This is a genomic window from Psychroserpens sp., assembly GCF_036960315.1.
In the GTDB taxonomy this organism is placed as follows: domain Bacteria; phylum Bacteroidota; class Bacteroidia; order Flavobacteriales; family Flavobacteriaceae; genus Psychroserpens.
Window position 1 is genome coordinate 33,362 of record NZ_JBALVR010000010.1, and the last position, 23,932, is coordinate 57,293.

Below are 23,932 nucleotides of genomic sequence, written 5' to 3' on the forward strand. Positions count from 1 at the left end.
TTTGGATCCGTATTATAATGTACTTGCGTAATAGTCTGTCCCGAATTGGGTTCGGGATAACTTAGCATCACTCACCTCCTTTTTATAAAATCAATTTTTTGGTAATAAAAAACTACATGCATGTTTTTAGCTTATCCTCATCTAATTGCGGAATAATTCTTACAAGTACATTTCTTTCAAAGTCAATTGAATAGCCATGTTCAATTAAAAAGTCACTCCCAATAATTCCCACAACATTTAAAGACCCTCTTAATATGGACAAGTTAGTAGATTTAAAATCTATGGGTTTTATTTTTTTTCCTTTTATGGTTAGTAAAACATTATATGCTTGCTCCAGCTCTTTGATTCCTCCAATACCTAACACAGTGTCATTGGAAAAAGCATTATTAACATTTCTAGTAGTAAACCCATAATGTTTCTTCACTGAATTATCGATTAATGATGAACTAGCTCCAGTATCTAAAACGAAATAGGCATGTTTACCATTTAATTCTAATTTTAGAATTGGTATGCCCTTATTTGTTCTAAATGATATTTCGTCTTGTGCATTTATTATTGTGTTTGGTATGACCAATAGAAAAATAAAAAATAATTTATTCGCTTTAAATAATTTATATGTTGTCATGATCTTTCCTTTTTCTATTTCGTCAAATATATATTAGCCATGGAGACCGCATATAATTATGTAGACAATGGGATGATTTGATGGAAATAAATTATTAAATGTGGTGTATGGGCCTTTTGTGGTGAATAGAGTTTTTTAATGTTGCTATTCTACTAAAAGCCTTGGTGTTTTGGTATGTTTAGATCTTGAAATAGGGATGCGTTCTGCAAAAGAACTATCAAGTTTCACAAGAATTTGGTGTCATAGACATAATAGAAATCATCAAAAACGGAGAATACCCTAGAAAAATATTGTAGATAATGTTTGGACAATAACTAACTACAAATATGGCCTTGATAATTTAATATTATTTTTATTATGTATCTTGATAAGAACTAACTAACTAATAAACAAATGAATAAAGCACTAATTTTTCTTTATGGAATACTTGCGTATGTTGTATTCCTAGCCTCATTTTTGTATGCCATTGGATTTGTAGGTAATTTTATTGTACCAAAATCAATTGATTCAGGCGAAGCGTCTGGAATGACTATTTCCATTGCCATAAATCTGGTATTATTAAGCTTATTTGCTATTCAGCATAGTATTATGGCACGGCCAGGCTTTAAGAAAAAATGGATTAAGGTTATTCCTGAGGCTATGGAACGAAGTACGTTTGTATTACTGACAAGCCTGTTGTTATTCCTTATTTTTTGGAAATGGCAACCAATGACTACTCAAGTCTGGAATATTGAAGGCGAAACTTACGCCCTTATTATCAATATCATATTTTGGATAGGATGGGGTATTGTTTTACTATCAACATTTATGATCAATCATTTTCATTTATTCGGATTAGATCAGGTGTATAATAAATTGAAAAGCAAGCCTCCAACAGGCTTAAAGTTTAAAGAACACTTTTTTTACAAGTTCGTCAGACATCCTATTATGACTGGATTTATCATAGCTTTTTGGGCAACTCCTGAAATGACTCAAGGCCATTTACTTTTTGCAGCAATGACTACTTTATACATTATTGTAGCGGTTAAATACTATGAAGAGCGTGATCTTAGAAATGAATTGGGTGATGCTTATGTGAGTTACCAAAAACGTGTACCAATGTTGTTTCCATTTTTGAAATTCGGAAGAAAAGGAGAGAACAAATGAGAGGTCGGGTTATAGACAATCTTTTGAACCACTAGCGCGATACCCAAAACTCTTTATAACTGTGGCCGTGTGCTCTTTTTCCTTTGGATTTAAAAGCTTATCATATTCTTCTGATGACACCTTTAATTGGCATAGAATTTATGTTTAACTCTCTAAAGGTCAAAAGCATATTTATGTGTGTTTTAAAATTTTATTTCTGTTGTAAATACAAAGTGATATAAGGTATCGCCTTGATTGGATTGTTTTAAAAACGCCCCTGGAAAAATAATGTTACTTTCAAATTCGAGGTTTATATGTTTGTTTAGTTTATAGCCTACAATAGTACCGATTTGCTGCCCAATAAACCTTTGATTGTTTGTATTTGGATATTCTAACAGTAAAGCAGCGTTATAAACACCATCGTTTAGCGAATATCTCCAAAATACATCATAGTCAAATTCAATAAAAAGTTTTTTGAATTTGGTGTTAATGTAGGGATGTAGATCTATTAGATTAGATGGTCCAAAACGTGCTACCCTGCCAAAATAAGCACCACTTGGATATAAAGCATCAAAAGTGTTAAGCCTATTGTCATTTTGGTTTTTGTCTCCGCTAATCATTTCAGATTTCACACCTATATTATAAAGATGATTTCCCAGTTTTGTACTATTTTCTAATTGCACAGATAATGTCCAAGCCTGGATACTTTGATTTTCAATATCGCCAAACTGATATACTGCCTCATTATTGAATCTTAAGGATTTATAGTTGCCAAAATAACGAAAGCCTAAAGAGGTTCGTCTTTCATTACCTTGAGCATTATTATAGTTTACATTATCATCTTTTTGATAAAATACATAGGCATCTAAATAATTAGATTTGTTAAAAGATATGGTTGTATATAATGCGGAAAGTGTTTCATCAAATTCTAAAAAGTCGTTATCGAAAACATAGGGATTTGGTTTTACCGGTATCGCAAAAAAGGCTTTTGCTGAAAAGTTGTTGCTATGGTAATTGACTTGTGTCAAATCAAATGCGCGCCTAACATTAGGACCTTCTCTCAAATCGACTAAACGGTTACTCCCTAATATTAAATTTTCTCTTCCAACACCAATGCTCCAATGGTCATTAAACTTATATTTAATAAACAATTGATTAATTGCTAATTCGTCTTTATCTACAGGGCTTTGATTGTCTTTACCCCCAATAGAACTGCTGCTAACCTCTGTAAATAATTGAAATTTATCCTTAACTTTTAGATGTGCGTGTAGCATTACTCTATTTAGATACCAAAGATTGTTCTGATCTGGAATATTTTGAAATTGTTCATTACTAAAAGATTCATATTGAAAACGCCAACTACCACCAAATGATAAGTTTGTGTGTTCTGATATAGGGATATTTTTAAAATTTTGGTATGTATTTTTTGATTTATTATTCTTTAAAGTATCTACCTTATCATATTGTCTTAAAAGGCTAAATGTGATAGGTGTGTTTTGGGATACCCCAATACTACTCACTAAACCTAGTAATGCTAAAATTATTTTAGTTTTCATTTTTGTGAATTTTATATTTTTAAAATTGGGCCAATGAAAAGTATCATCAGCTCCAATTAACACTATCAACCAACCAAAAACTATGCTTTTATAAATTGCAAGTCAACAATTAATTTGATGGTATCACTTACGACTATGCTACCAGCCTCTGTTACTGCATTCCAAGTAAGATTGAAGTCTTTTCTATTAATGCCTCCAGTTATTTCAAATCCTGCTTTGGTTTGACCATAAGGGTCTACCGCAACACCATTAAAGTCTACATCTAAAGAAATTTCTTTTGTGATATCTCTAATTCTTAAATCTCCAACTAATGAGCTACCATCAAAAGATGTTGAATTAAAAATCATTTCTGGATATAAGTCTGCATTAAAAACCACGGTCAAGAAATAATTTATACTTTTCAAACTCTTGATTAACATCAGCATTTTTTTCAATATCAAAGAATTGCAATGATTGAATTAAATTCAGACCTAAATATCTATTCATTCCATGAAACCCAGACAAAACTCCTTCATCAGGATTAAGCCCATTAAAAAATTCATTTGAGCCTGTAAATGCACCTTTAGGCGCATTCCAACTTGTTGTTAACACATATTTCTTACCTCTCAATTGTCCGTCAGTTCCATAATTGACTTCAGGGTTTTCAGAACTCCTTCCATCACTATTCCAAAGTCCATTTCTATATCCTGAAGTTAAAACTTCATCAAAATATTTTTTGAATTTAAAAGGTATAGAAAACCACCAAATTGGTGTGTGATAAATAATAACATCTGCCCAAGTAAATTTTAGAACTTCTTCCTCAACTTGGTAATCTTTATTTATTTCCGTCACTTTAAGAGCATAATTATTTGATTCATTAAAAAAATCTACGCTCATATCAAATAAAGATTTATTGAATTCCCCTTTTGAATTTGCGAAATTATGCCATCCGTTTATTATTAAAATATTTTTCATAATTATTAGTTCATTTTACAAGATTTTATGTTTAGAAAATAGGGCTAATGAAAAACCTCATCAGCCCTAATTAACACTACTAATCAACCAAACTATTCTTTAATAAATTGTAGGTCAACAATTAATTTGATAGTATCACTTACTACGATACTACCAGCTTCTGTTATTGCATTCCAAGTAAGATTGAAGTCTTTTCTATTAATACTGCCTGTGACTTCAAAACCTGCTTTGGTCTGACCATAAGGATCTACTGCGATACCATTAAAATCAACATCTAAAGAAACCTCTTTAGTAATGTCTCTAATAGTTAAATCTCCAATTAGCGTACTGCCATCGAATGACTTAGACTTAAAGTTCAATTCTGGATATGATTCTGCATTGAAGAAATCGTCTGATTTTAAGTGGGCATCTCTATCACTATTTTTTGTATTGATAGAATTTGTTTGTGCTGTAAAGCTGATTTCAGCAGCATTGAAGTTTTCATTTTCAGTTTCAACTGTTGCATTGAAATTTTCAAAGTGACCTGTTACCGTAGAAATCATCATATGTTTTACTTTAAAACCGATTTCTGAGTGCGTTGGGTCAATGTTCCATTTTGTTTTTACTATTGTTTCCATTTTGTTTATTATTTAAAAATTATTATTTGATTTACTTATTTCTATAGCCAAAATTATTAAGGGCTATATTTCTATTTGTTCTATTTTGTGTTCTACCTGTTTAATTGTTTCCTCTTGTTTAATCATCAATTGATCTAAGGATATGATTTCTACATCCGTAATTCCTAAGAAGGATAGAAAGTGAATAATGTATTTTGAAGAGAAATCTATAGCACTTCCAATAGCAGTTCCACCACTAGAGATTACGACAAACACTTTCTTGTCTTTTAACAATCCTACTGGACCATTTTCTGTATACTGAAATGTACGCCCAGCCCTAGCAACCAAATCAAAATATGCTTTTAGAGAAGCCGGTATTGAAAAGTTATAAATGGGTGAACCTATTACAATGTAATCAGCTTTGACTAACTCATCAACCAAGGTATCAGAAAGACACAAAGCGTCTTGTTGTTCTGGAGTTCTCTCTCCTTTTACGAAAAGCGCATTTAGAAAACTTTCATCAATAAAAGGTAATTCTGAATAGGCAACGTCTCTTTCTGTTACTTCTAAATCAGAGCCTTGGGATTGAATTTTCGCGATAATTTCATCTACGTATTTTCGACTAGTTGAAGTCTTGCGATTGCTGCTCGAGTTAATTTTTAATATATTCATTTTGTTTTATTTTAGATTTATTTATGTTGATAACCGCCATAATATTTAACTGGTGACCAGTTAGGGATAACTTCTGGTAGTTGCGGATTCATAAATTGATATTCTTCGTCTCCATACACAACCGTACCGCCAACGACTGTAAGCACTGCTTTTAAATTGTTAATTTGTTTTTCAGGTATGGTGAAATAATCTTCAGAAAGAATGGTGAAATCCGCATACATCCCTTTTTCTAGAGTTCCTTTTACATCTTCTTCTTTTGATACCCAGGCACTTCCTTTTGTGTATAGATAAAGTGCTTCTTCACGAGATAAAAGGTTTGATGCTTCGCTCAATTGTAAACCGCCTACTGTTTTACCAGAGATTAACCAATACAATGCTGGCCAAGGATTATAACTTGCTACACGTGTACCATCTGTACCAGCTCCAAGAGGAATCCCCATTTCCATTATTTTTTTAACTGGTGGTGCTTGTTTGGCCTTATCTGCACCATATCGTTCTACAAAAAATTCACCTGCATATGCCATACGAGCTTGAATTGCAATACCACCATTAAGTGCTTTAATACGTTTTAATTCGTTTTCTGTAACTGTTTCAGCATGGTCAAACATCCAACGTTCTGAAGCTAACTTGCCATTCGTCTCTTTGTTTATTTCTTCAATAACATCCAACATATTGGCAATGGTTTCGCCATAAGTAGCGTGTATTCTAAATGGCCAACCGTTATCTACGTGAAGGCGAATGATTTTCTTAAAATCATCTCTCCAAGTAGGCCTGTCTTCCAATAGTGGTTGTGGTGCGAGAAAGTTTTCAAAATCTCCTGCGCTCCAGGCTAAAAATTCACCACCACCTTCTAACTCATAACCGTGATCTAAATGAATTTCTCCATTGTGACCTACTTTATTATTAGCCATCCAGTCTTGGAACTCCGCATATTCTGCCCCTTTGTTTTGTGGAAATAAATAATAGGAGAGACGTATTGGCATTTCGCCTGCATCTGCTAATAATTTAGTGCCTGTGTAATTTTTAGGAAATTTATGTCCACCACCACCTGCGTCAATTCCGCTGGTGATTCCTAGACTATTTAACTCTCTATAAAACTGTTTTGTAGAGTTTACCATCTCATCTTCAGACAAAGCTGGTAACGCACCAATGCGAGCATATAAAATACTTGGATTAGGTTCGGCCAATAAGACACCTGTTAATTTTCCGTTCGCTCCCTTTTCGAAGGTGCTTCCTTTAGGTGCTTTCGTATTTTCATCGATACCTAAAACATCTAATCCTGCCTGATTTAACCAAGCTCTACTATATAAATACAAGATATAGGTTGGAACATCTCCAGTAGCTTCGTTAATTTCTTGTGGTGTAGGAAAGCGTTTTTCTTCAAATTGAAATGGACTCCATCCTCCAATGACCCTTACCCATTGTCCTTTAGGTGTTCTTGCAGCTTGCTCTTTTAGCATTTGTAATGCTGTTCTCAATGATTTTACACCATCCCAGCGTAATTCAGCATTAAAGAAGCGACCGCCTCTGGTTAAATGTAAATGAGAATCATTTAAACCAGGTATTAGTGTTCTTCCTTTTGCATCAATGATTTTTGTGTTTTCATTTTTTAGCTTTAGAATCTCTTGGGTTGATCCAGTAGCTATTACTTTGCCATTCTTTACAGCGATAGCTTCTGTAATTGTTTTGTCAGTATCCATAACTGCCACCTTTGCATTGGCAACAATTAGGTCTGCTGTCTCTAAATTGCTTTTAGTTTCTTGCTTACAAGACACTAATGCTAAGGCAAAAATAAAAAGTAGTATAAATTGTTTCATGGTATCTGTTTTTTAAAAACGCTCCACTTCATTAGAAGTAGAGCGCTTTCCTATTAATTAATTAGTGTTTTTTATCTCCACCTTCTTTATCCCATTCTCTCATGGTTGAGATGTAATCGATACCTAATCCATAAGCACCACCATATCTTTTAGCTAAATTGGTAACCTCTACATATTTACCTGCTCTAGCCCAGTCTCTATGTAACTCTAATAAGTACTGCATAGACGTAATTGGTACAATACCAACTTGAATCATACGAGCTACAGCCATATCGTGAGCTTCTTTAGACACGCCGCCACTAGCATCTGTAATAACATAGACTTCATAGCCATCTTCTAAAGCTGATAATGCTGGAAGTGTCACACAAATCTCTGTCCAAAGACCTGCAAGTACGATACGTTTTTTGCCTGTTTTCTTAACGGCTTCTACAATTCTTTTGTCTTCCCAAGAATTCATAGTTGTTCTATCTATATACTTAGTTTCATCACTATAGTACTCTCTAATTTCAGGGAATACAGGCCCACTAAAAGACCGTTCTGCTACTGTAGTTATAATTGTTGAGACTTCGAATAGTTTAGAGGTACCTGCTACCAAACCTACATTGTTACGTAAGGTTTGAATGTCTATTGATTGTACAGATAAAGCCATTTGACCTTCGTGATCAATCATTATAAGTACGTGATCATCTGCATCCAAAAGGGATTTGGCTGCTAAACTTGGATCATTGTTTGGGTTTTGAGCAAAAACGTTCATTGTTAATGCTAGAATAAATGCGAATGTTAATTTTACTGTGTTCATAATTTTAATGTTTAATTTAATTTGTGTCAATATTGACGGTTACTATTTTTTATTAATTATTGTTATTCATTGGAATTTCCATTAAAAGGAGTTCTGTATCACTATCAGCTTTGATGTCTAATTCTTCGATATCCCATACACCAAAACCATCTCTTTTATTTAAGGGTTGATTATTGATTGTTGCATTGCCATTAAGTACAAAGACATACACGCCGTTTTTTTCTGGATTGTTTAATTGATAAGTCAGTTTTTTTCCTTCAGAAAGGTTGGTCATATTAAACCAAGCATTTTGATGAATCCAAACACCCGAATCTTCAGGGTTAGGTGATACGACCTGCTGAAACTTATTATTGCGATCAGCCACATTCAAAGAAATTTGATCGTAACGAGGTGTTACATTCTGCGTATTAGGGAACACCCATATTTGAAGAAATTTCACCTGCTTTTCTTTATCTATATTGTATTCGGAATGTGTGATTCCAGTTCCTGAACTTAATACTTGAATGTCACCCGATTTTATAACGGCAACATTGTCCATACTATCTTTATGTTCTAAATCACCTTCCATAGGGATTGAGATAATTTCCATATTTTGGTGTGCATGCGTACCGAAGCCCATACCTGGTGCAACAATATCATCGTTTAATACACGCAAAACACCAAAGTTCATTCTTTCTGGATTGTGGTAATTAGCAAAACTGAAGCTGTGTTTAGATTGCAACCATCCGTGGTTAGCATCACCTCTTGTGTCTGCTTTGTGAAGTACTGTATTCATAGTTTTATATTCTTTATTAGGTAAATGATTATAACCGAGTTGTTCATTTTTAGTTTTTGCTTCAGCCTTACTAATGTTGGCTAAACCTGCTACGCCTAAAATTGATAGCGAACTACCTGCGATTGTTTTTTTTAAAAATTCTTTACGTTTCATTGTAGTTTCGTTTGGTCTATTATGGGCTGAACCTTTTGTCCAACATAGCACTGGATGAAAAACAAGTGCTTAAATAGTAGGTGTCAAAAAAAATGTTTTTCTGTATTTTTATATTTCTACTCTGGATTTGCTTTTAAGTAGTGTCATATAGTTTTCTTTATATGATATGCATAGGAATACATTTAAAGTGATTGCGATTAAAGCGCCACTAATACCACCAATGTCTAAAACTAAATGGAGTAGAAATGCATTCAATAGTATTGGAAAAATAACAACCAATGCGAGTGGTACATATTTATTGACTATTAGCAATAGGCCAATAACAATTTGCAATATGGCAACGATAGGCATAATGTAACCCGCTTTAATAAGTGCTCCTATGAATTCACCGCCTTCTGGGGTCATTTCAGGTATAGGCATGAAGTGTAAAAATCCATTTAGGCCGAAGGTTAGTAGAAATATCCCAAAAAAGAATCTTAAAATGTTTTGTGTGGTTTTCATTGTTTTTAGCTTTAATTTAATTTGTGTCATTATTGACGGTTATACTTGTTTTGATTTATAATTGATTGTTTATTAATTATAATCTCGTTTGGCATACTATAGGCTAATCTCGTGCCAATCATCTAACTCGCTGAATCATAACAACTTAAATAGGTTGTGCCAAAAAATATCCTTCTCATAAATTAGAATTTTCTATTATATGAGAATTTTTTAGTTATTTTTACACTTTAACTTTAAGAAACATGAATCAAGACAAGCAAGAATCGTTAGTAAAAGAATGGCTGGTTGAAGCCTTACCATATGAAGTCATGTGGATGAATGAAGACGGAAACATTGTATATGCTAACACCAAGTTTTGTGACCGTTTAGGCTACAAGAAGTCAGAGGTTGTAAAGCTTTCAGTATTCGATATTAATTCTACTGTGACATCAGAAAGTTGGAAAAGTCATTGGGAAATCGTAAAGAAAAATAAGGTTCATAGTTTTAAAGGAACGCATAAAAACAAGACTGGAAAATTTTATGAAGTTGAAGTTATTGCCCAATTTTTCTCAAATAATGGAAAAAAACTAGTCTGTGCAATAGTAAATGACATTAGTCAGTCCAGTTTTTATAAAAACTTAATGGATCATACGCAAACCATTGCTCATGTAGGTGGTTGGAAATTGAACCTACAAGATGGTTCACTACTAGCCACAACTGAGGCTTTAAAAATATTTAATACTGAAGACACAGATGATTTAACACCTGCTAAAATCTTACATTATTTTAAAGATTCCGAAAAAGTAAAGAACCTGTTTAGAGGTGTTATGAGAAAAGCATCTTCATACGATGAAATTTTAGAGACTAAAGAAAATCCACCTCGCTATATTAGAGCTTCAGCTAAGCCAGTACTAAAAGGAGATAAGGTTTATAAAATAGTTGGGGTATATCAGGATGTTACTCAGCAAAAGACTAAAGAAAACGCTTTGCAACTGTACAAGGAAATAATTGACAATGCTGAGGACATGATTTATGTATACAACAGAAATGGTGATATCATACACTATAGCAATTCCTTGATAAAACAGTTAGGGTTTAGTAATAAACATTTAGACACCTATAACATATACGATTTAGATCCAGGTGTAACGCCAGAGTGGTGGGCTTCCCATTTTGATGAAATTGTAACCAAAGGATCTTTGCGGTTTGAATGGTTAGTTATACGTAAAGATGGCACAAAGTTCCCTGTAGATATTACTGCAAACCATTTGCGCTATAACAATGAAGATTATAATTGTGCAGTTGTTAGAGATGTCACCGAAAGAAAAATACGTGATTTAAAGCTCTATGAAGCCTTAGAGGAAATTAAATCGTTGAAAGAACGTCTTGAAAACGAAAACGAATATTTACAAGAGGAAATAAGTAGTAAGATTAATGCTGATAATATAATATGCCGTAGTGATGCTTATGAAAAGGTTTTAGAACAAGTTAATCAAGTAGCCCCAACCGAAACCACCGTTTTAATAACAGGTGAATCTGGAACCGGTAAAGAATTATTAGCAAGTGCATTGCATACGAATAGTTTAAGAAAAGACAGACCTCTAATAAAAATCAATTGTGCTACCTTACCAAAAGAACTTATAGAAAGCGAGTTATTCGGACATAAAAAAGGAGCATTTACTGGTGCGATAGCAGATAAGGTTGGGAAATTTTCTTTAGCAGATGGCGGAACCATATTCTTAGATGAAATAGGTGAGATGCCAATAGATTTACAATCAAAACTTTTGCGTGTATTACAAGAAGGAGAGTTTGATGAATTGGGTGGCACTAAAACGATAAAGGTAGATGTTAGGGTCATAGCTGCTACTAATAGAAATCTTGAGGAAATGATAAAAGAAGGGGCTTTTAGAGAAGATTTGTATTATCGCTTGAATGTTTTCCCTATATACAATATACCCTTACGCGCTCGAAAAGAAGACATTCCTTTGTTAGCTCAATATTTTTTAGAGAAATATTCCGCTAAGGCTGGAAAGGCATTTAAGCGGCTATCAAAAAAAACGATTACTGCCTTAATGGCCTACAGTTTTCCAGGAAATATTAGAGAATTAGAAAATTTAATTGAACGTGCTGTCATTGTTGAAAGTGGCACAACTTTAAACCCAGGGCAATGGATACCAAATACAGATGTGTTAGTTTCTGCAGATGATTTTAAGTCTTTTGAAGCTATGCAACGCGATTATATTATAAAAACACTTAACTACACTAATTGGCGCGTTAGTGGAAATAAAGGAGCTGCTACCATACTTAATATGAAAGACAAAACTCTTTTTGCCAAAATGAAACGTCTAGGTATTGAAAAACAAGTAGGTCTAAAGCGATAAATAAATTTATAAACGGCCTATAGAATTTTATCTTGATAGTGTCGCCAGCACTGTTAATGACATCGCGTTCACGACTTCCTATTTAATAAATTAAAAGCGTGAGGAGTACTATGTAATGAATGGGTTGACCTATTTGTTATGCAATTATTCTCATGTATTTTTTTAGATTGTATAACGTTCCTTTACACTTATCAACAAAATAGTTACGGTGGTCAAAAAAAATAGTCTTCGGTTAAGTTATACTCTTTCTTTGTATTATCAACAAATGTAATACACATCAAACTTAATATTAAAATGAAGAAAGTAAAAATAGTATTTATAGCCGTATTGCTGTCATCCATGGCGCAATCACAGGTTTCAAAACAACATAATCAGGTATTAAAACAAATTGTAGAAGATTTCAGAACTACAATAATCAACCATAATGACGAAGAAAAGTTTGACAATTTATTTTTGAACGATTCTATTACTTGGGGAGCAATTGTTACGGGGAAGACAAAGACTCATGTTCTAAAACAAAGACCTGATTTTACATTTCAATCTAGTGACCCCAAGAGTTTTTATAAAAATTTAAACGATGGCGATGAAGAAAAATTTTATAATGTCAACATTGATGTAAGGGGAGACTTTGCAACCATCTCTTTTGATTATTCTTTCAATTCTAAATCCGTGATACAAAATTGGGGAGTTGAATATTGGTCTTTGATTTTAGTTAACGATTCATGGAAACTAACAAGTGTCACATGGTCTATGAACATGGAGCAGCTTGAAAAATGTCCATTTGTAGCAGCCGATCTTTTTGTTTTAAATCAATAATTCAGGAATAGAAAAAGGAGTTTAAATTTTTAATCTAATATCGAAATGAAAATATCAAAAAACAATCCATTTGTCATAGCAGCTATCACTTTAATTCTATTTTTAGGAATCCTAAAATTCCCTTTGATTTCAGTGCTTGATAACTTTGATTTATCTAGCCAACAAGCCGATAATATTATAAGAATAATAAAAAATTCGATTATTCTTATTCTGGTTCTATTCGCCATTAAAAAACTAAAGCTTGTTGCACTCTCTGGATTGAGCAAGAATATAAAATTTCAAAAGAAGTATTTAATTTTAATTCCTATGTACTTAGTAGTCATAGGTGTATTCTCTCTTTTGGACACGGATTTATCAAGCATTTCGGCTATTGATGTGATTTTGTTATCAGTTTCAATGCTTTCGGTTGGATTTGTTGAAGAGTTTATTTTTAGAGGTATTCTTCAATCGGTCTTTTTAAAGAAATATGGCCATAGAAAATATGGCATTTTAATAGGTATCTTTCTTCCTGCAGCACTTTTTGGAGGATTACATTTAGTAAATTTAGATATGTCCAATATAGCTGCTTCAATTTCACAAGCAGTATACGCCTTTTTTATAGGGGTTTCTTTTGGAGCTATTTTATTAAAAACCAATAAGTTAATCCCTTTAGCTATATTACATGGTCTTATCAATATAGTCTTTAGTATTAATACCTTATTGGACGATAACGCAATGTCGGGACAAATTGAACAACAAGACATTGGGCAGGCAATTGGCACTATGTTGATAGTTTTACCTTTATTTGTTGTTGGCTTATTTATTATACGTAAAATCAGCCTTAAAAGTGTTCAAGAAAAAATAGATTTATCTAGTACTATTAAACTGTCATAATGTTATGAATTTAAAAGAAAAATTTAAGGATATTAATACCTATTTTTCACCAAAGGTTATTGGAGAAGTAAACGATGTGTATGTGAAAGCAGTCTCGATAAAAGGAGATAAAGTACCTTGGCATACTCATGAAAAGGAGGACGAATTATTTTATATTGTTGAAGGAAGTCTCTTATTTGAAATTGAAAATGAGGAGAGCTTTACAATGAATCCCGGCGATTTATTCATAGTAAAAAAAGGAATTAGTCATAGGGTTTCCTCACAAAAGGAATGTAAAATTATGTTGATTGAGCAAAAAACAACTGCACATACCGGAACTGTTGACACCGAAATAACAAAAAGTATTCAGCAGCAGTTATACTAAATTACCATATTTAATTTTTTTGATACATGTCTAAATTAAAGATTCCTTTTCTCATTTCTGCTCATCTGTTGTTTTGGATACTCAGCTATATATTCATTACACAAAGTGAAATCTCTTGGAGCGGCTTTGATAACGTTAATGGTGGATTACCAATAGCCTATGGCTATGGTTTGTTTTTTAATGCATGTATATTTTACATCCAAGTGTTTTGGTTGGTTCCAAAGTATTTTATACAGCACAAAAATAAACGGTTCTGGGTAAACACGATACTGCTTTTAGCTGTTGTAACTATTATTGAAACACTATTTGATCTGCAATTGGCAGACACTTTAGAACTCGATTCAATAAAAAAAGAACATCCAGAAGACTTATTCTTCATATTCCTCTTTCTTAATACACTTGCTCACCTATTTTATAGCTTGGTTGGTTTTTTATATCGGTTTCAATTTGAATATTTTAAATCTGAAAAATCAAAAAGCAACTTATTATTAGAAACTCGTGAAGCTGAATTAAAATATTTACGTGCGCAATTGAATCCACATTTTTTGTTTAATGCCATTAATAGCGTCTATCATTTGATCGGTAAAGACGACCCAAAGGCTAAAAAGACCTTATTACAATTTTCAGATTTGTTGCGATATCAATTATACGAGAGTAATACAAAATATATTTCTGTTATAAAAGAACTAGAAAATCTTAAGCAGTACATAAAAATAGAAGGGGTAAGAAAAGGGGAGGACATCAGCCTATCCTATGCAATCAATTACGATAATTCTCAAAAACAAATTGTACCATTATTATTAATTCCGTTCATTGAAAACGCCTTTAAACATTGTAGTAATCATTCAAAAAGTTCTGACAACGTCATTGATATCAGCATAGAGGAAGATGAAAACATGTTAATCTTAAAAGTTAATAACTCTTACGATATTAAACCAACTAATGAAGTTGCTGGTGGCTTAGGTCTAAAAAATGTAAAACGAAGATTGGCTTTGCTATATCCCAGCCATCATCAGTTAGATATTACAACTCAAAATGGACTATTTTCAGTACATTTAGAACTACATTTATAATAGAATGAAACAGCTAAATTGTTTAATCATAGATGACGAACCACTAGCCAGAGAAGGTTTAAAAACCTACTGTGATAACCTTTCATTTCTAAACATTGTTGCTTTATGCAAAAATGCATTACAAGCTAATGAGCATTTACATAATAATGACATAGATCTCATTTTTTTGGATATAAACATGCCCATAATATCTGGTATAGATTGGTTAAAAACACTTGACAAATCGCCGCTTGTAGTTATGACCACAGCGTATACAGAGTATGCCTTAGAAAGTTTTTCTTTTGAAGTTTTGGACTATTTGGTAAAACCCATATCCTTCGAACGTTTTTTGCAAGCCGTTAATAAAGTCCTTAGATTCTCTAACAATATTGATAATTACGATTTGTTTTTTGTGAAAAGTAATAATGTATTGAAAAAAGTACTAATTAATGATATTTTATATATTGAAGCCATGCAAAATTATATGAAAATCATTACCACAAATGATACAATAGTGGCACATACAACGCTTAAAGAATTAAAAGATAATCTGCCTTCATCAAACTTTATTCAAACCCATAAATCGTTTATTATCTCTAAAAGTCAAGTGGATAAAATTGTGGGAAATCTAATCGTAATCGGAAATCATAAAATCCCAATAAGTGTACGCATGCGAAAAGATGTTTTAGGGCAATTCACATAAAATAATTTGCTAGTTTAAAGAATTGATTGAGTATCAATTTTTGAGATACAATTGATAAAAATCAAAAAAGAAAACTTCAATTTGAATACTACATATACCACATGTGTAGTGCTTTATTTTTACTCACATCTTTATGTATTGTTAGATCATACAAGATTCATGAATTACTATTTAATAAAATAAGGGATATTGAATAAACGGCGATAGGAGCGCAGTGCGAACTGAACGCCTGAGGTTCACGATTTCAGATTTAAACAATAGGCTAGAATGCGTATTGTTTGCGAAATGAGTTTTTAGTAAATAACAAATAGTCTGAACATAAAGCTCAGAGGTCTAGATGTTTTAGAATTTAGGTTATCAATCTATCTCAAAATAAAAACAGATTTAACATAGATTTATTATTTGATGTTAAAGAAATGATAATTGTAGTTTACCTGTAATAAATGCTTATTTAGTTGAATATATTTGATGAAAACTAATCAACAAAAATGAAAACAAAAATTACAATTTTAGCACTAATGTTGCTTTGTGTTTCGATACAGGGGCAGCAAAAAACAGTTGCAGAACCTATCTCTTTAGAAATAGGAAATCGTTATAAAATGCAATCTTCAATTTTAAATGAAGAACGTAGTTTATTAATTCATCTCCCAAGCAATTATGAAAGCTCAGAAAAGAAATATTCTGTAATTTATGTATTAGACGGTGACAATCACTTTCAACATGCAACGAATGCGGTTACACTTTTGTCTGAAAATGAAATAATTCCAGAATTAATTATTGTTGCTATTCCTAATAATCAAGGGACAAGAGGAAGAGATTTAGGCAGAGCTAGAGATAAATTTAAACAGTATATTAAAGATGAAGTGATACCGTTTGTTGAAAACAACTATCGCACTACAAATCATAAAACCATTTTTGGCCATTCTATGGCTGGTGCATTTGTCTTAAATTATTTGGCAACAGAATCTTCATTATTTGATAATTATATTGCAGCAAGTCCTGTAATTCAAATTTTTGATTCTGAATTACTTGGTAAGTTTAATGAATTGTTTAAGGCAGAAAAGGCACTAAATAAATCACTTTATTTTACATTAACAGATAAGGTAGCTGAAGGTGAGCGCGCAACAGATGCACTTAATACGTTTGTAGAGATTTTAAAAAATGAAGCGCCAAAAACATTAGATTGGAAATATAATTTTATAGAAGACCAAATACATATGACCACACCATATCTTACGATGTATGAAGGTTTATCTAAAGTGTTTGCCGATTATCGTTCTCTAAGATTCAGTAGCTATGAGGATTACAAAAATCGTGGCGGAATGAATGCTCTTAAAACCTATTATTCTAACAGAGCTGACAAGTATCAAATTTCTAAAGAAATTCCTAATAGAACATTAAGGCGTGTTGCTTACGTATTACTCGATAATGGTAAAACTGATATGGCAATCAATTTATTCCAAGAAAACGTAAAAAATAATCCTCAGTCTGCTATTGCTCACAAGGCTTTAGGCGATGCTTATGAAGCTAATAATGATAATAAAAGTGCTCTGGAAGCGCATCAAACAGCAGTAAGTTTATCTAAAAAACAAGCCTCTCCTGATACGGATTATTTTTCAAGACAGTTAAAACGTATTCAAGAAAAGCTCGAAACAAACTAATCTAGATTATATTTATTTCTAAAGCATAATTAGGAGCTAAGCCGTTTGTATATGAAACGAATTAGCTCCTTTACTATTTATATATTATTATCTTTCTTTTTCATTCCGAAAACTATTCTTGGTATTTTAAAATGGCGAATTATTAATCTACAGTTCTCTAACGTACCATCTGTGTTATAAATAGGGTCACTAACAGGATAAACCCATTTAATAAATAAGGGATAATGAATAAACGGTGATAGGAGCGTAGTGCGAACTGAAAATGTCAGGTTCACAATTTCAGATTTAAACAAAAATTATGGTTGAGTAATGTGTGTGGAATGCGACTATATACTATAATTATGATGTTTTCTTTTATCATAATTAATTCCATCAAATAGTATTTAGTCAAAAAATGGACACTGAACATTTTCTTAACGCCAAATAATCTATTTAAATGTATGTCGTTGCTCTGCTGTTGAAGATGCGTTTAGTAATTGATTAAAAGTTCTTACGATATTAAAATCGCGGGTAATTTCTCCAGATACAGCAATTCCAGAAATACCCGTCTCTAATATGGCTGCAACATCTTCAGTGGTAATACCTCCAACACCAATAATTGGGATTGGGGTTTTTAAGACATCTGTAATCGCCCTATAACCTTTCAAACCTAAAACCGGAGGTAAATTATCTTTCGTAGTTGTTTCTCTAAAAGGACCTAAACTAATATAATCGATTTCTTTATCTAATAATTTTTCACAATCCTGTAAGGTATTTGCTGTTCCGCCAATCATTTGCCAACTATATAAATGGGTTCTAGCTATAGTAGGACAGGTATCTGTTGGTCCTAAATGCACACCATCTGCTTTAACTTCTTTTGCTATTTTATAATGATCGTTAATAATTAACCGGGTTTGAAAATGAGATGTGATTTCTCTAGCTTCTTTGGCAAACTTCAATATTTTTTTTTCTGAACTGATTTTCAACCGCAATTGCACTAATTCTGTACCAGATGAACACGCTTTTTGGATGTTTTCTAGATGCTCTTTTGGAGAGCTTCCTTGTGATATGTAGTGTAGTTTAGGTATAATCATGTCTTTGCTATTTTTCTATCGTATAAGGGCGTTTTATCACTTGAAAACAAGAATACATATAGTTATGGCAAGATAAATACTTTAGGTGGAAAAACACAAGGCATTCACGAACTCATTCATTTAAAATAATAGATGTGTAATTAATTATAGTTTACGAATGCTAATGCCATCGAGTTTGCGAGATTAAGTTGAGCATGGCGAAACCACTTAATATCAATAGAGCTACACGAGTTTCTATTTAATAAAATATATGACTGAAGAGTAATGTATGTGGAATTGGGTTAAAATATTTTTTTGTATCTTTAAGCTAATCACTTTATTATTAGTGATTAAACTCTCCCTAATTAAGAATTATAATAGAACTTTTAAGGAATTAATAGTACCCTCTAATTGGTATGTTTTAGTATTGACTAATCTCTTACCATAGTTTAGTATATCAAATTGATTATCTAATCCTAAAAAATATATTATGAAACAGCTTAAATTTTTCTTACTTATAATTAGTATTTGTATTCTGACATCTTGTTATTCTGTGAGATTGAGAAACGTAAATGGAGCTCCACAACCAGATCCTTTTTCCGATAGAAATGACTATTATCGTGGAATGGCTGTTGTTGAACTTGATACGATTATCAAAACTAAACTATCATCAAAAGACTTTACTTATCTAATTAAAGAAAAAGAAGCTTGTGAATCAGGTAAATTAAATATCGTAGAGTATCGCAATACATTTGGAGGTGTATTACTTAGTGCTATAACTTTTGGGAAGAGGAGAAAAGTGAAAATCAAATATGTGTGTGAAAAACTTTAAACTAAATTATTATGGCAACCACAAAATCTAAACTATTAAACGAATGGGATACCTTACATAATAATGGTCCTTTTCCATTAAAATTGTTATATCAAACAAAATTAGAAGGTGAAAGATTAATGCCTAAAAAAATTGACCGTTATAACGATGTAGCTCTTGAAATTCAGAAATTAATAAATGAAGCACATCAAGCTGGTGAAGGTTTCCGTGCCTATGGATCTGCTTGGTCAATGAGTAATATTGCAAGCCATAAAGATAGAATGCATTATAATGGATTTATGAATATTTCGATGCCAATTCATGCTAGCGATTGTCATCCAAATAATGTTTACGACCCTACAAACTTATTTTTATTTGAATGCGGAAATACGATCAAAGAAGTATCTGAAACCTTAGCAGAAAACGGTAAATCACTTAAAACAAGTGGTGCGAGTAACGGACAAACAATCGCAGGTTGCATCTCGACTGGTGTACATGGTTCTGGACTTGATTCTGGAGCTGTACAAGACTATGTTGTTGGTCTCAACCTTATTATTGGCCCTAACCAAGAGGATATTGTATATCTCGAACCTAAATCTAAACCCGCTTTAAAGGATGCCTTTGTACATTCTTTTAACGCTAGAGTTATTAGAGATGATGATTTATTTTATGCCGCTTTAGTTGGATTGGGTGGTTTCGGATTTATACATGGCGTGGTGATAGAGGCAGAGCCCGTATTTCTATTAAAACGTTATGTGAAAAAAGTAAGTAAGCATTTGGCTTTTGAGCTCGCCAATACCATGGATTTCAAAAATTCGGCATTTACAATCCCAGGAGAAACAACTACACAGGGTAACGGTAAACGACCATATCATTACAAAGTATTTATCAATCAATATAGTGATGAACCTAATTGTGTTGTAGAAGTGATGTATAAGAAACCTTATAAAGAAAACTATCCAGATCCATTTCCTGTAATTAAAGAATCACTATATCGAGATTTAATCCATCTCTTTGTAAAGCTCGCCGAAAATTTCCCAAAGAGTATTCCCTGGTTGGTTAAGCGATTGCGAAAAACCATTTTGCCTATGGTAAATGAAGAAACTACAGGAATGCTCAAAGAGATTTTCTGGGATGCACCATATCAAGGTCCAGCCTTTGCTTGTTCATTTGGGATTCATCATAAACATTCTGAAAAAGTAATGACTCTTCTCGGTAAATTAACACGCGATGAAGGACCAATTCCGGGCATATTTGCCTTACGTTTTGTAAAAAAAACGAAAGCGACTCTAGGTTTTACTAAATTTCCGATTACTTGTATGATTGAAATTGATGGCGTTCTTTGGAAGAAAACAAGAAAGATAATGAGTTTGGAAGAGTATGCAAAACGGATGATAGAAGTGCTAAAAGCAAACAACATTCCTTTTACTATTCATTGGGGAAAAAATAGCGATTGGGCATTCCCAGGACTACTCAATGATATGTATGATGCTAATGCAACAAAATGGATAGCACAACGAAAAAAGTTATTATCACCAGAAATGCAAGATCTATTTTCTAATACGTTTCTAAAAACTGTTGGTTTAGCGTAGTAAAAAGTTAAAATCTAGTCACGAGATTAATCAATTCCTATGCAATACAATAAGAGATAATGAATAAGCAACGATAGGAGCACAGTGGCATGCGAATTAATAGGATTTATAGTTCCTTTTATTAGCATCGTTAAATTTTAGCCGCTAATCTACAGGCTTGATTTATGGCGCGTTTTGCATCCAATTCGGCAGCAACAGCGGCACCTCCAATGACATGCACTTTTATACCTTTTGCTTCTAATGGCGCTAATAATGCTGCGAATGGTACTTGACCTGCACAAATTACAATAGTATCTACGGCCAACACTTTTTGTTCTTCATTTTGAACATAATGCAAGCCTTCATCATCGATTTTTGTGTATTGCACCTCGTTAATAAACTGTACTTTTTTCTTTTTCAATGTAGAACGATGAATCCAACCGGTCGTTTTACCTAATTTACCACCAAATTTACCCTTGCTACGCTTGAACATGAAAATTTCTCTTGGTGATGGATGAATTTCTGCGGTTACACCTTCAATTCCACTTCGAGCCTCCATTGTTTTATCAATTCCCCATTCTTTTAACCAAGCGTCAATATCTAATGAAGTGCTTTCACCTTCGTGTGCCAAATATTCAGACACATCGAAACCAATTCCACCTGCTCCGATAACAGCAACACGCTTACCAACTGGCTTTTTTAACTTTAAAACATCAATATAGCTTAAGACCATAGGATGATCAATACCTTCAATTTTTAGAGCTCTTGGTTTTATTCCTGTCGCTATTATGACCTCGTCAAAATTTCCGTTTTCTAAATCTTCAATTGTGACTCGCGTATTTAATTTTACAGTCACATGATGTAATTCTATTTGTCTATTAAAATAACGAATGGTTTCGTGAAATTCTTCTTTACCCGGAATTTGCTTCGCCAAGTTGAATTGCCCACCTATTTCTTTATCGGCTTCAAAAAGTGTGACGTCATGTCCGCGTTGCGCCGCAATAGATGACGCAGCTAAACCTGCAGGACCTGCCCCTACAACAGCAATTTTTTTCTTTTTTTGCGTCGGGAGATAATTGAGCTCCGTTTCATGACACGCTCTTGGGTTGACCAAACAACTGGCTACTTTTTGTGCAAAAACGTGGTCTAAACAGGCTTGATTACAACCAATACAAGTATTTATTTCGTCCGATTTATTCGCTTCTGCTTTATTTACCCATTCTGAATCCGCCAAAAATGGTCGTGCCATCGAAATCATATCTGCATGACCTTCTGCCAATATCTTTTCAGCAGTTTCTGGCATATTTATTCTATTTGAAGTCACTAACGGAATCGAAAGTTCTTCTTTCATTTTTTTAGTAACCCAAGTAAAAGCAGCTCTTGGTACTGAAGTTGCAATGGTTGGTATTCGTGCTTCGTGCCATCCAATTCCTGTATTTATAATAGTGGCACCCGCTTTTTCAATTGCTTTACCTAAGGCTACGACTTCTTGCCAAGTGCTTCCTTTTTCGACTAAATCTAACATGGATAAACGATAGATTATGATAAACGCCTTTCCAACGGCTTCACGCGTTTGCTTTACTAATTCAATGGGTAAACGCATTCGATTTTCATAGCTTCCGCCATAATTATCAGTGCGCTTATTTGTTCTTTCTGAAATAAATTGATTGATTAAATAGCCTTCAGAGCCCATGATTTCTACGCCATCATAGCCTGCTAATTTTGCTAGTTTAGCAGAATTCACAAAATCCCGAATCGTACGCTTGATGCCAGATTGTTTTAGTTTAAAAGGTTTGAAGGGCGTAATTGGTGATTTTATTGCCGAAGGTGCAACCGCAAACGGATGATATCCGTAACGTCCTGCGTGTAAAATTTGCATACATATTTTACCACCTTCTTTATGCACTGCATCTGTAATTACTTTATGGTGCTTAGCATGTTTTTTTGTGCTCATTCGTGCCGAAAAGGGTCCTGTCCAACCTTGTATGTTAGGTGCAATTCCTCCAGAAACAATTAAGCCAACACCACCTTTTGCACGTTCTGCATAATAGGTTGCTATTTTTTCTAAGCCATTTTTTTCCTCTTCTAAGCCTGTATGCATTGAACCCATTAAAATTCGGTTTTTAAGGGTTGTAAATCCTAAATCTAAGGGTTCAAAAATATGTTTATACTTGGTCATTTTTCTTTACGTTTTAGTGTCGTTTACGATGCACAACTAGCTACTGGAAAGGTACGTTTTTTTTAGAATGAGAAAAGGCAATAGTTATCGCCAGTCCCGAATTTAATTTAGGATAGCTTGAGTTTTATTTATGAGGTTAGGCGACGGCCAAGCACTTTTTATGTGACGACATAGAAGGGAAGTGAAATGTGTGTGGAATGGATAACATAGTTATAGATTTAATATTTATTATATAACAAAGGCGTTACTGAGAAGTAACGCCTTTAATTTTTATTGATTCCTATTAGCTGTGAATAAAGTTTCTGCTAATTTACTGTTGATAAAAACCGTATTGGAACAGAGTAAGAACTCTTGTTGCTTTTTTTATCTATAGAAAGTTCTTTTTGATTCAATCTTTTTTTAATGAATTTTGTAAGTTGAATATTTTCTGAATCATTCGAAATTACAATAATTTCATTATTTTCATTTAATTTGAATTTTACCGTCACAATGATATCATCATGAATTACCATTTCCGAATAATTAAGAAACGTTTGGATCTGTTGAGATATTGGTCTTAACTCATCTCCAGGAGTTCCTGTAAATGCTGTGACTTGACTGCTAAATGTAATTAAAGCTACTAATACTAATGTTTTGATTGTGTTCATTGTTTTTGATTTAATTGATGAATGATTTAATTGATTGATGATTTGATTTAATAAACGTTATCTATCTGTAACGTCTTTTACTGTTCCAATTAAGGCTTTTTGAATTATTTAAAGTTCTCATAATTTTTGTTTTTGATAATTAAATATTTATGTTGTTTTTTATTGATTCTAATAGATAGACGCCGATACATTACAATTGTTACAGTACTATGCATAACAATGTAAGAAATTAACACATTTTAACTATTCTATACAAAATAGAGGACAATG

23 protein-coding genes are annotated in these 23,932 nt (G+C 32.9%); 10 read left to right on the forward strand and 13 right to left on the reverse strand.

Annotated features, from left to right (window positions below):
• Positions 1–112: 112 nt before the first annotated feature.
• Positions 113–625 carry an aspartyl protease family protein gene (locus tag V7719_RS15105; protein WP_335730773.1) on the reverse strand — a complete coding sequence of 171 codons (513 nt, stop codon included), beginning with the start codon at positions 623–625 and terminating at the stop codon, positions 113–115.
• A gap of 393 nt (positions 626–1,018) precedes the next feature.
• Between V7719_RS15105 and mddA the strand changes: the two genes are divergently transcribed.
• Positions 1,019–1,771: a methanethiol S-methyltransferase gene (mddA, locus tag V7719_RS15110; protein ID WP_335730774.1), complete on the forward strand. Its 753-nt coding sequence runs from the start codon at positions 1,019–1,021 to the stop codon at positions 1,769–1,771.
• A 182-nt stretch (positions 1,772–1,953) separates the two neighbouring features.
• Here mddA and V7719_RS15115 read toward each other — a convergent pair whose 3' ends face one another.
• From V7719_RS15115 to V7719_RS15155, 9 genes are all read right to left on the reverse strand, one after another.
• Positions 1,954–3,306, reverse strand: coding sequence for an alginate export family protein (locus V7719_RS15115; protein ID WP_335730775.1), 1,353 nt, complete (start codon positions 3,304–3,306; stop codon positions 1,954–1,956).
• Positions 3,307–3,386: 80 nt separating this feature from the next.
• On the reverse strand, positions 3,387–3,710 hold the full coding sequence (locus V7719_RS15120; RefSeq protein WP_335730776.1) for a YceI family protein: 324 nt from the start codon (positions 3,708–3,710) through the stop codon (positions 3,387–3,389).
• Positions 3,673–4,260: an NAD(P)H-dependent oxidoreductase gene (locus tag V7719_RS15125; protein WP_335730777.1), complete on the reverse strand. Its 588-nt coding sequence runs from the start codon at positions 4,258–4,260 to the stop codon at positions 3,673–3,675. Before V7719_RS15125 ends, V7719_RS15120 begins: the two co-directional genes overlap by 38 nt.
• 92 nt (positions 4,261–4,352) lie before the next feature.
• On the reverse strand, positions 4,353–4,877 hold the full coding sequence (locus V7719_RS15130) for a YceI family protein (protein ID WP_335730778.1): 525 nt from the start codon (positions 4,875–4,877) through the stop codon (positions 4,353–4,355).
• Positions 4,878–4,940: 63 nt separating this feature from the next.
• Positions 4,941–5,528 carry an FMN-dependent NADH-azoreductase gene (locus V7719_RS15135; RefSeq protein WP_335730779.1) on the reverse strand — a complete coding sequence of 196 codons (588 nt, stop codon included), beginning with the start codon at positions 5,526–5,528 and terminating at the stop codon, positions 4,941–4,943.
• Between the two features lie 17 nt (positions 5,529–5,545).
• A complete protein-coding gene (locus V7719_RS15140; protein WP_335730780.1) occupies positions 5,546–7,345 on the reverse strand; it encodes an amidohydrolase in 1,800 nt (599 codons plus the stop codon).
• A gap of 61 nt (positions 7,346–7,406) precedes the next feature.
• Positions 7,407–8,144, reverse strand: coding sequence for a hydrolase (locus tag V7719_RS15145; protein WP_335730781.1), 738 nt, complete (start codon positions 8,142–8,144; stop codon positions 7,407–7,409).
• 52 nt (positions 8,145–8,196) lie between these two features.
• Positions 8,197–8,919 carry a pirin family protein gene (locus V7719_RS15150; protein WP_335730878.1) on the reverse strand — a complete coding sequence of 241 codons (723 nt, stop codon included), beginning with the start codon at positions 8,917–8,919 and terminating at the stop codon, positions 8,197–8,199.
• A 261-nt stretch (positions 8,920–9,180) separates the two neighbouring features.
• A complete protein-coding gene (locus V7719_RS15155) occupies positions 9,181–9,573 on the reverse strand; it encodes a DoxX protein (protein ID WP_335730782.1) in 393 nt (130 codons plus the stop codon).
• Positions 9,574–9,815: 242 nt separating this feature from the next.
• Here V7719_RS15155 and V7719_RS15160 point away from each other — a divergent pair, with 242 nt between their 5' ends.
• The 7 genes from V7719_RS15160 (at position 9,816) to V7719_RS15190 (ending at position 17,402) form a co-directional block, all read left to right on the forward strand.
• Complete coding sequence (locus tag V7719_RS15160; RefSeq protein WP_335730783.1) at positions 9,816–11,933, forward strand: sigma 54-interacting transcriptional regulator; 2,118 nt, start codon at positions 9,816–9,818, stop codon at positions 11,931–11,933.
• Positions 11,934–12,227: 294 nt separating this feature from the next.
• Complete coding sequence (locus V7719_RS15165) at positions 12,228–12,749, forward strand: hypothetical protein (RefSeq protein ID WP_335730784.1); 522 nt, start codon at positions 12,228–12,230, stop codon at positions 12,747–12,749.
• Between the two features lie 45 nt (positions 12,750–12,794).
• Positions 12,795–13,622, forward strand: coding sequence for a CPBP family intramembrane glutamic endopeptidase (locus V7719_RS15170; RefSeq protein ID WP_335730785.1), 828 nt, complete (start codon positions 12,795–12,797; stop codon positions 13,620–13,622).
• Between the two features lie 4 nt (positions 13,623–13,626).
• Complete coding sequence (locus tag V7719_RS15175; protein ID WP_335730786.1) at positions 13,627–13,986, forward strand: cupin domain-containing protein; 360 nt, start codon at positions 13,627–13,629, stop codon at positions 13,984–13,986.
• A gap of 26 nt (positions 13,987–14,012) precedes the next feature.
• Positions 14,013–15,059 (forward strand): sensor histidine kinase, encoded by a 1,047-nt coding sequence (locus tag V7719_RS15180; RefSeq protein ID WP_335730787.1) that lies wholly within the window; start codon positions 14,013–14,015, stop codon positions 15,057–15,059.
• A gap of 4 nt (positions 15,060–15,063) precedes the next feature.
• Positions 15,064–15,741, forward strand: coding sequence for a LytR/AlgR family response regulator transcription factor (locus tag V7719_RS15185; RefSeq protein WP_335730788.1), 678 nt, complete (start codon positions 15,064–15,066; stop codon positions 15,739–15,741).
• A 488-nt stretch (positions 15,742–16,229) separates the two neighbouring features.
• Positions 16,230–17,402 carry an alpha/beta hydrolase-fold protein gene (locus tag V7719_RS15190; RefSeq protein WP_335730789.1) on the forward strand — a complete coding sequence of 391 codons (1,173 nt, stop codon included), beginning with the start codon at positions 16,230–16,232 and terminating at the stop codon, positions 17,400–17,402.
• Between the two features lie 428 nt (positions 17,403–17,830).
• On the opposite strand, the gene thiE is transcribed toward V7719_RS15190, so the two are convergent.
• Positions 17,831–18,475, reverse strand: a complete 645-nt coding sequence (gene thiE, locus V7719_RS15195; protein ID WP_335730790.1) for a thiamine phosphate synthase — start codon at positions 18,473–18,475, stop codon at positions 17,831–17,833.
• A gap of 469 nt (positions 18,476–18,944) precedes the next feature.
• On the opposite strand from thiE, the gene V7719_RS15200 reads away from it, so the two are divergent.
• Together V7719_RS15200 and V7719_RS15205 are read left to right on the forward strand one after the other, a co-directional pair.
• Positions 18,945–19,286: a hypothetical protein gene (locus V7719_RS15200; protein ID WP_335730791.1), complete on the forward strand. Its 342-nt coding sequence runs from the start codon at positions 18,945–18,947 to the stop codon at positions 19,284–19,286.
• Between the two features lie 11 nt (positions 19,287–19,297).
• A complete protein-coding gene (locus V7719_RS15205; protein WP_335730792.1) occupies positions 19,298–20,857 on the forward strand; it encodes an FAD-binding protein in 1,560 nt (519 codons plus the stop codon).
• Between the two features lie 130 nt (positions 20,858–20,987).
• Here the strand turns inward: V7719_RS15205 and V7719_RS15210 are convergent, their stop codons facing one another.
• The gene (locus V7719_RS15210; protein WP_335730793.1) at positions 20,988–23,015 is read right to left on the reverse strand and encodes an NADPH-dependent 2,4-dienoyl-CoA reductase; all 2,028 of its coding nucleotides are present in this window, start codon (positions 23,013–23,015) and stop codon (positions 20,988–20,990) included.
• A 305-nt stretch (positions 23,016–23,320) separates the two neighbouring features.
• A complete protein-coding gene (locus V7719_RS15215; protein ID WP_335730794.1) occupies positions 23,321–23,662 on the reverse strand; it encodes a hypothetical protein in 342 nt (113 codons plus the stop codon).
• Positions 23,663–23,932: the final 270 nt, after the last annotated feature.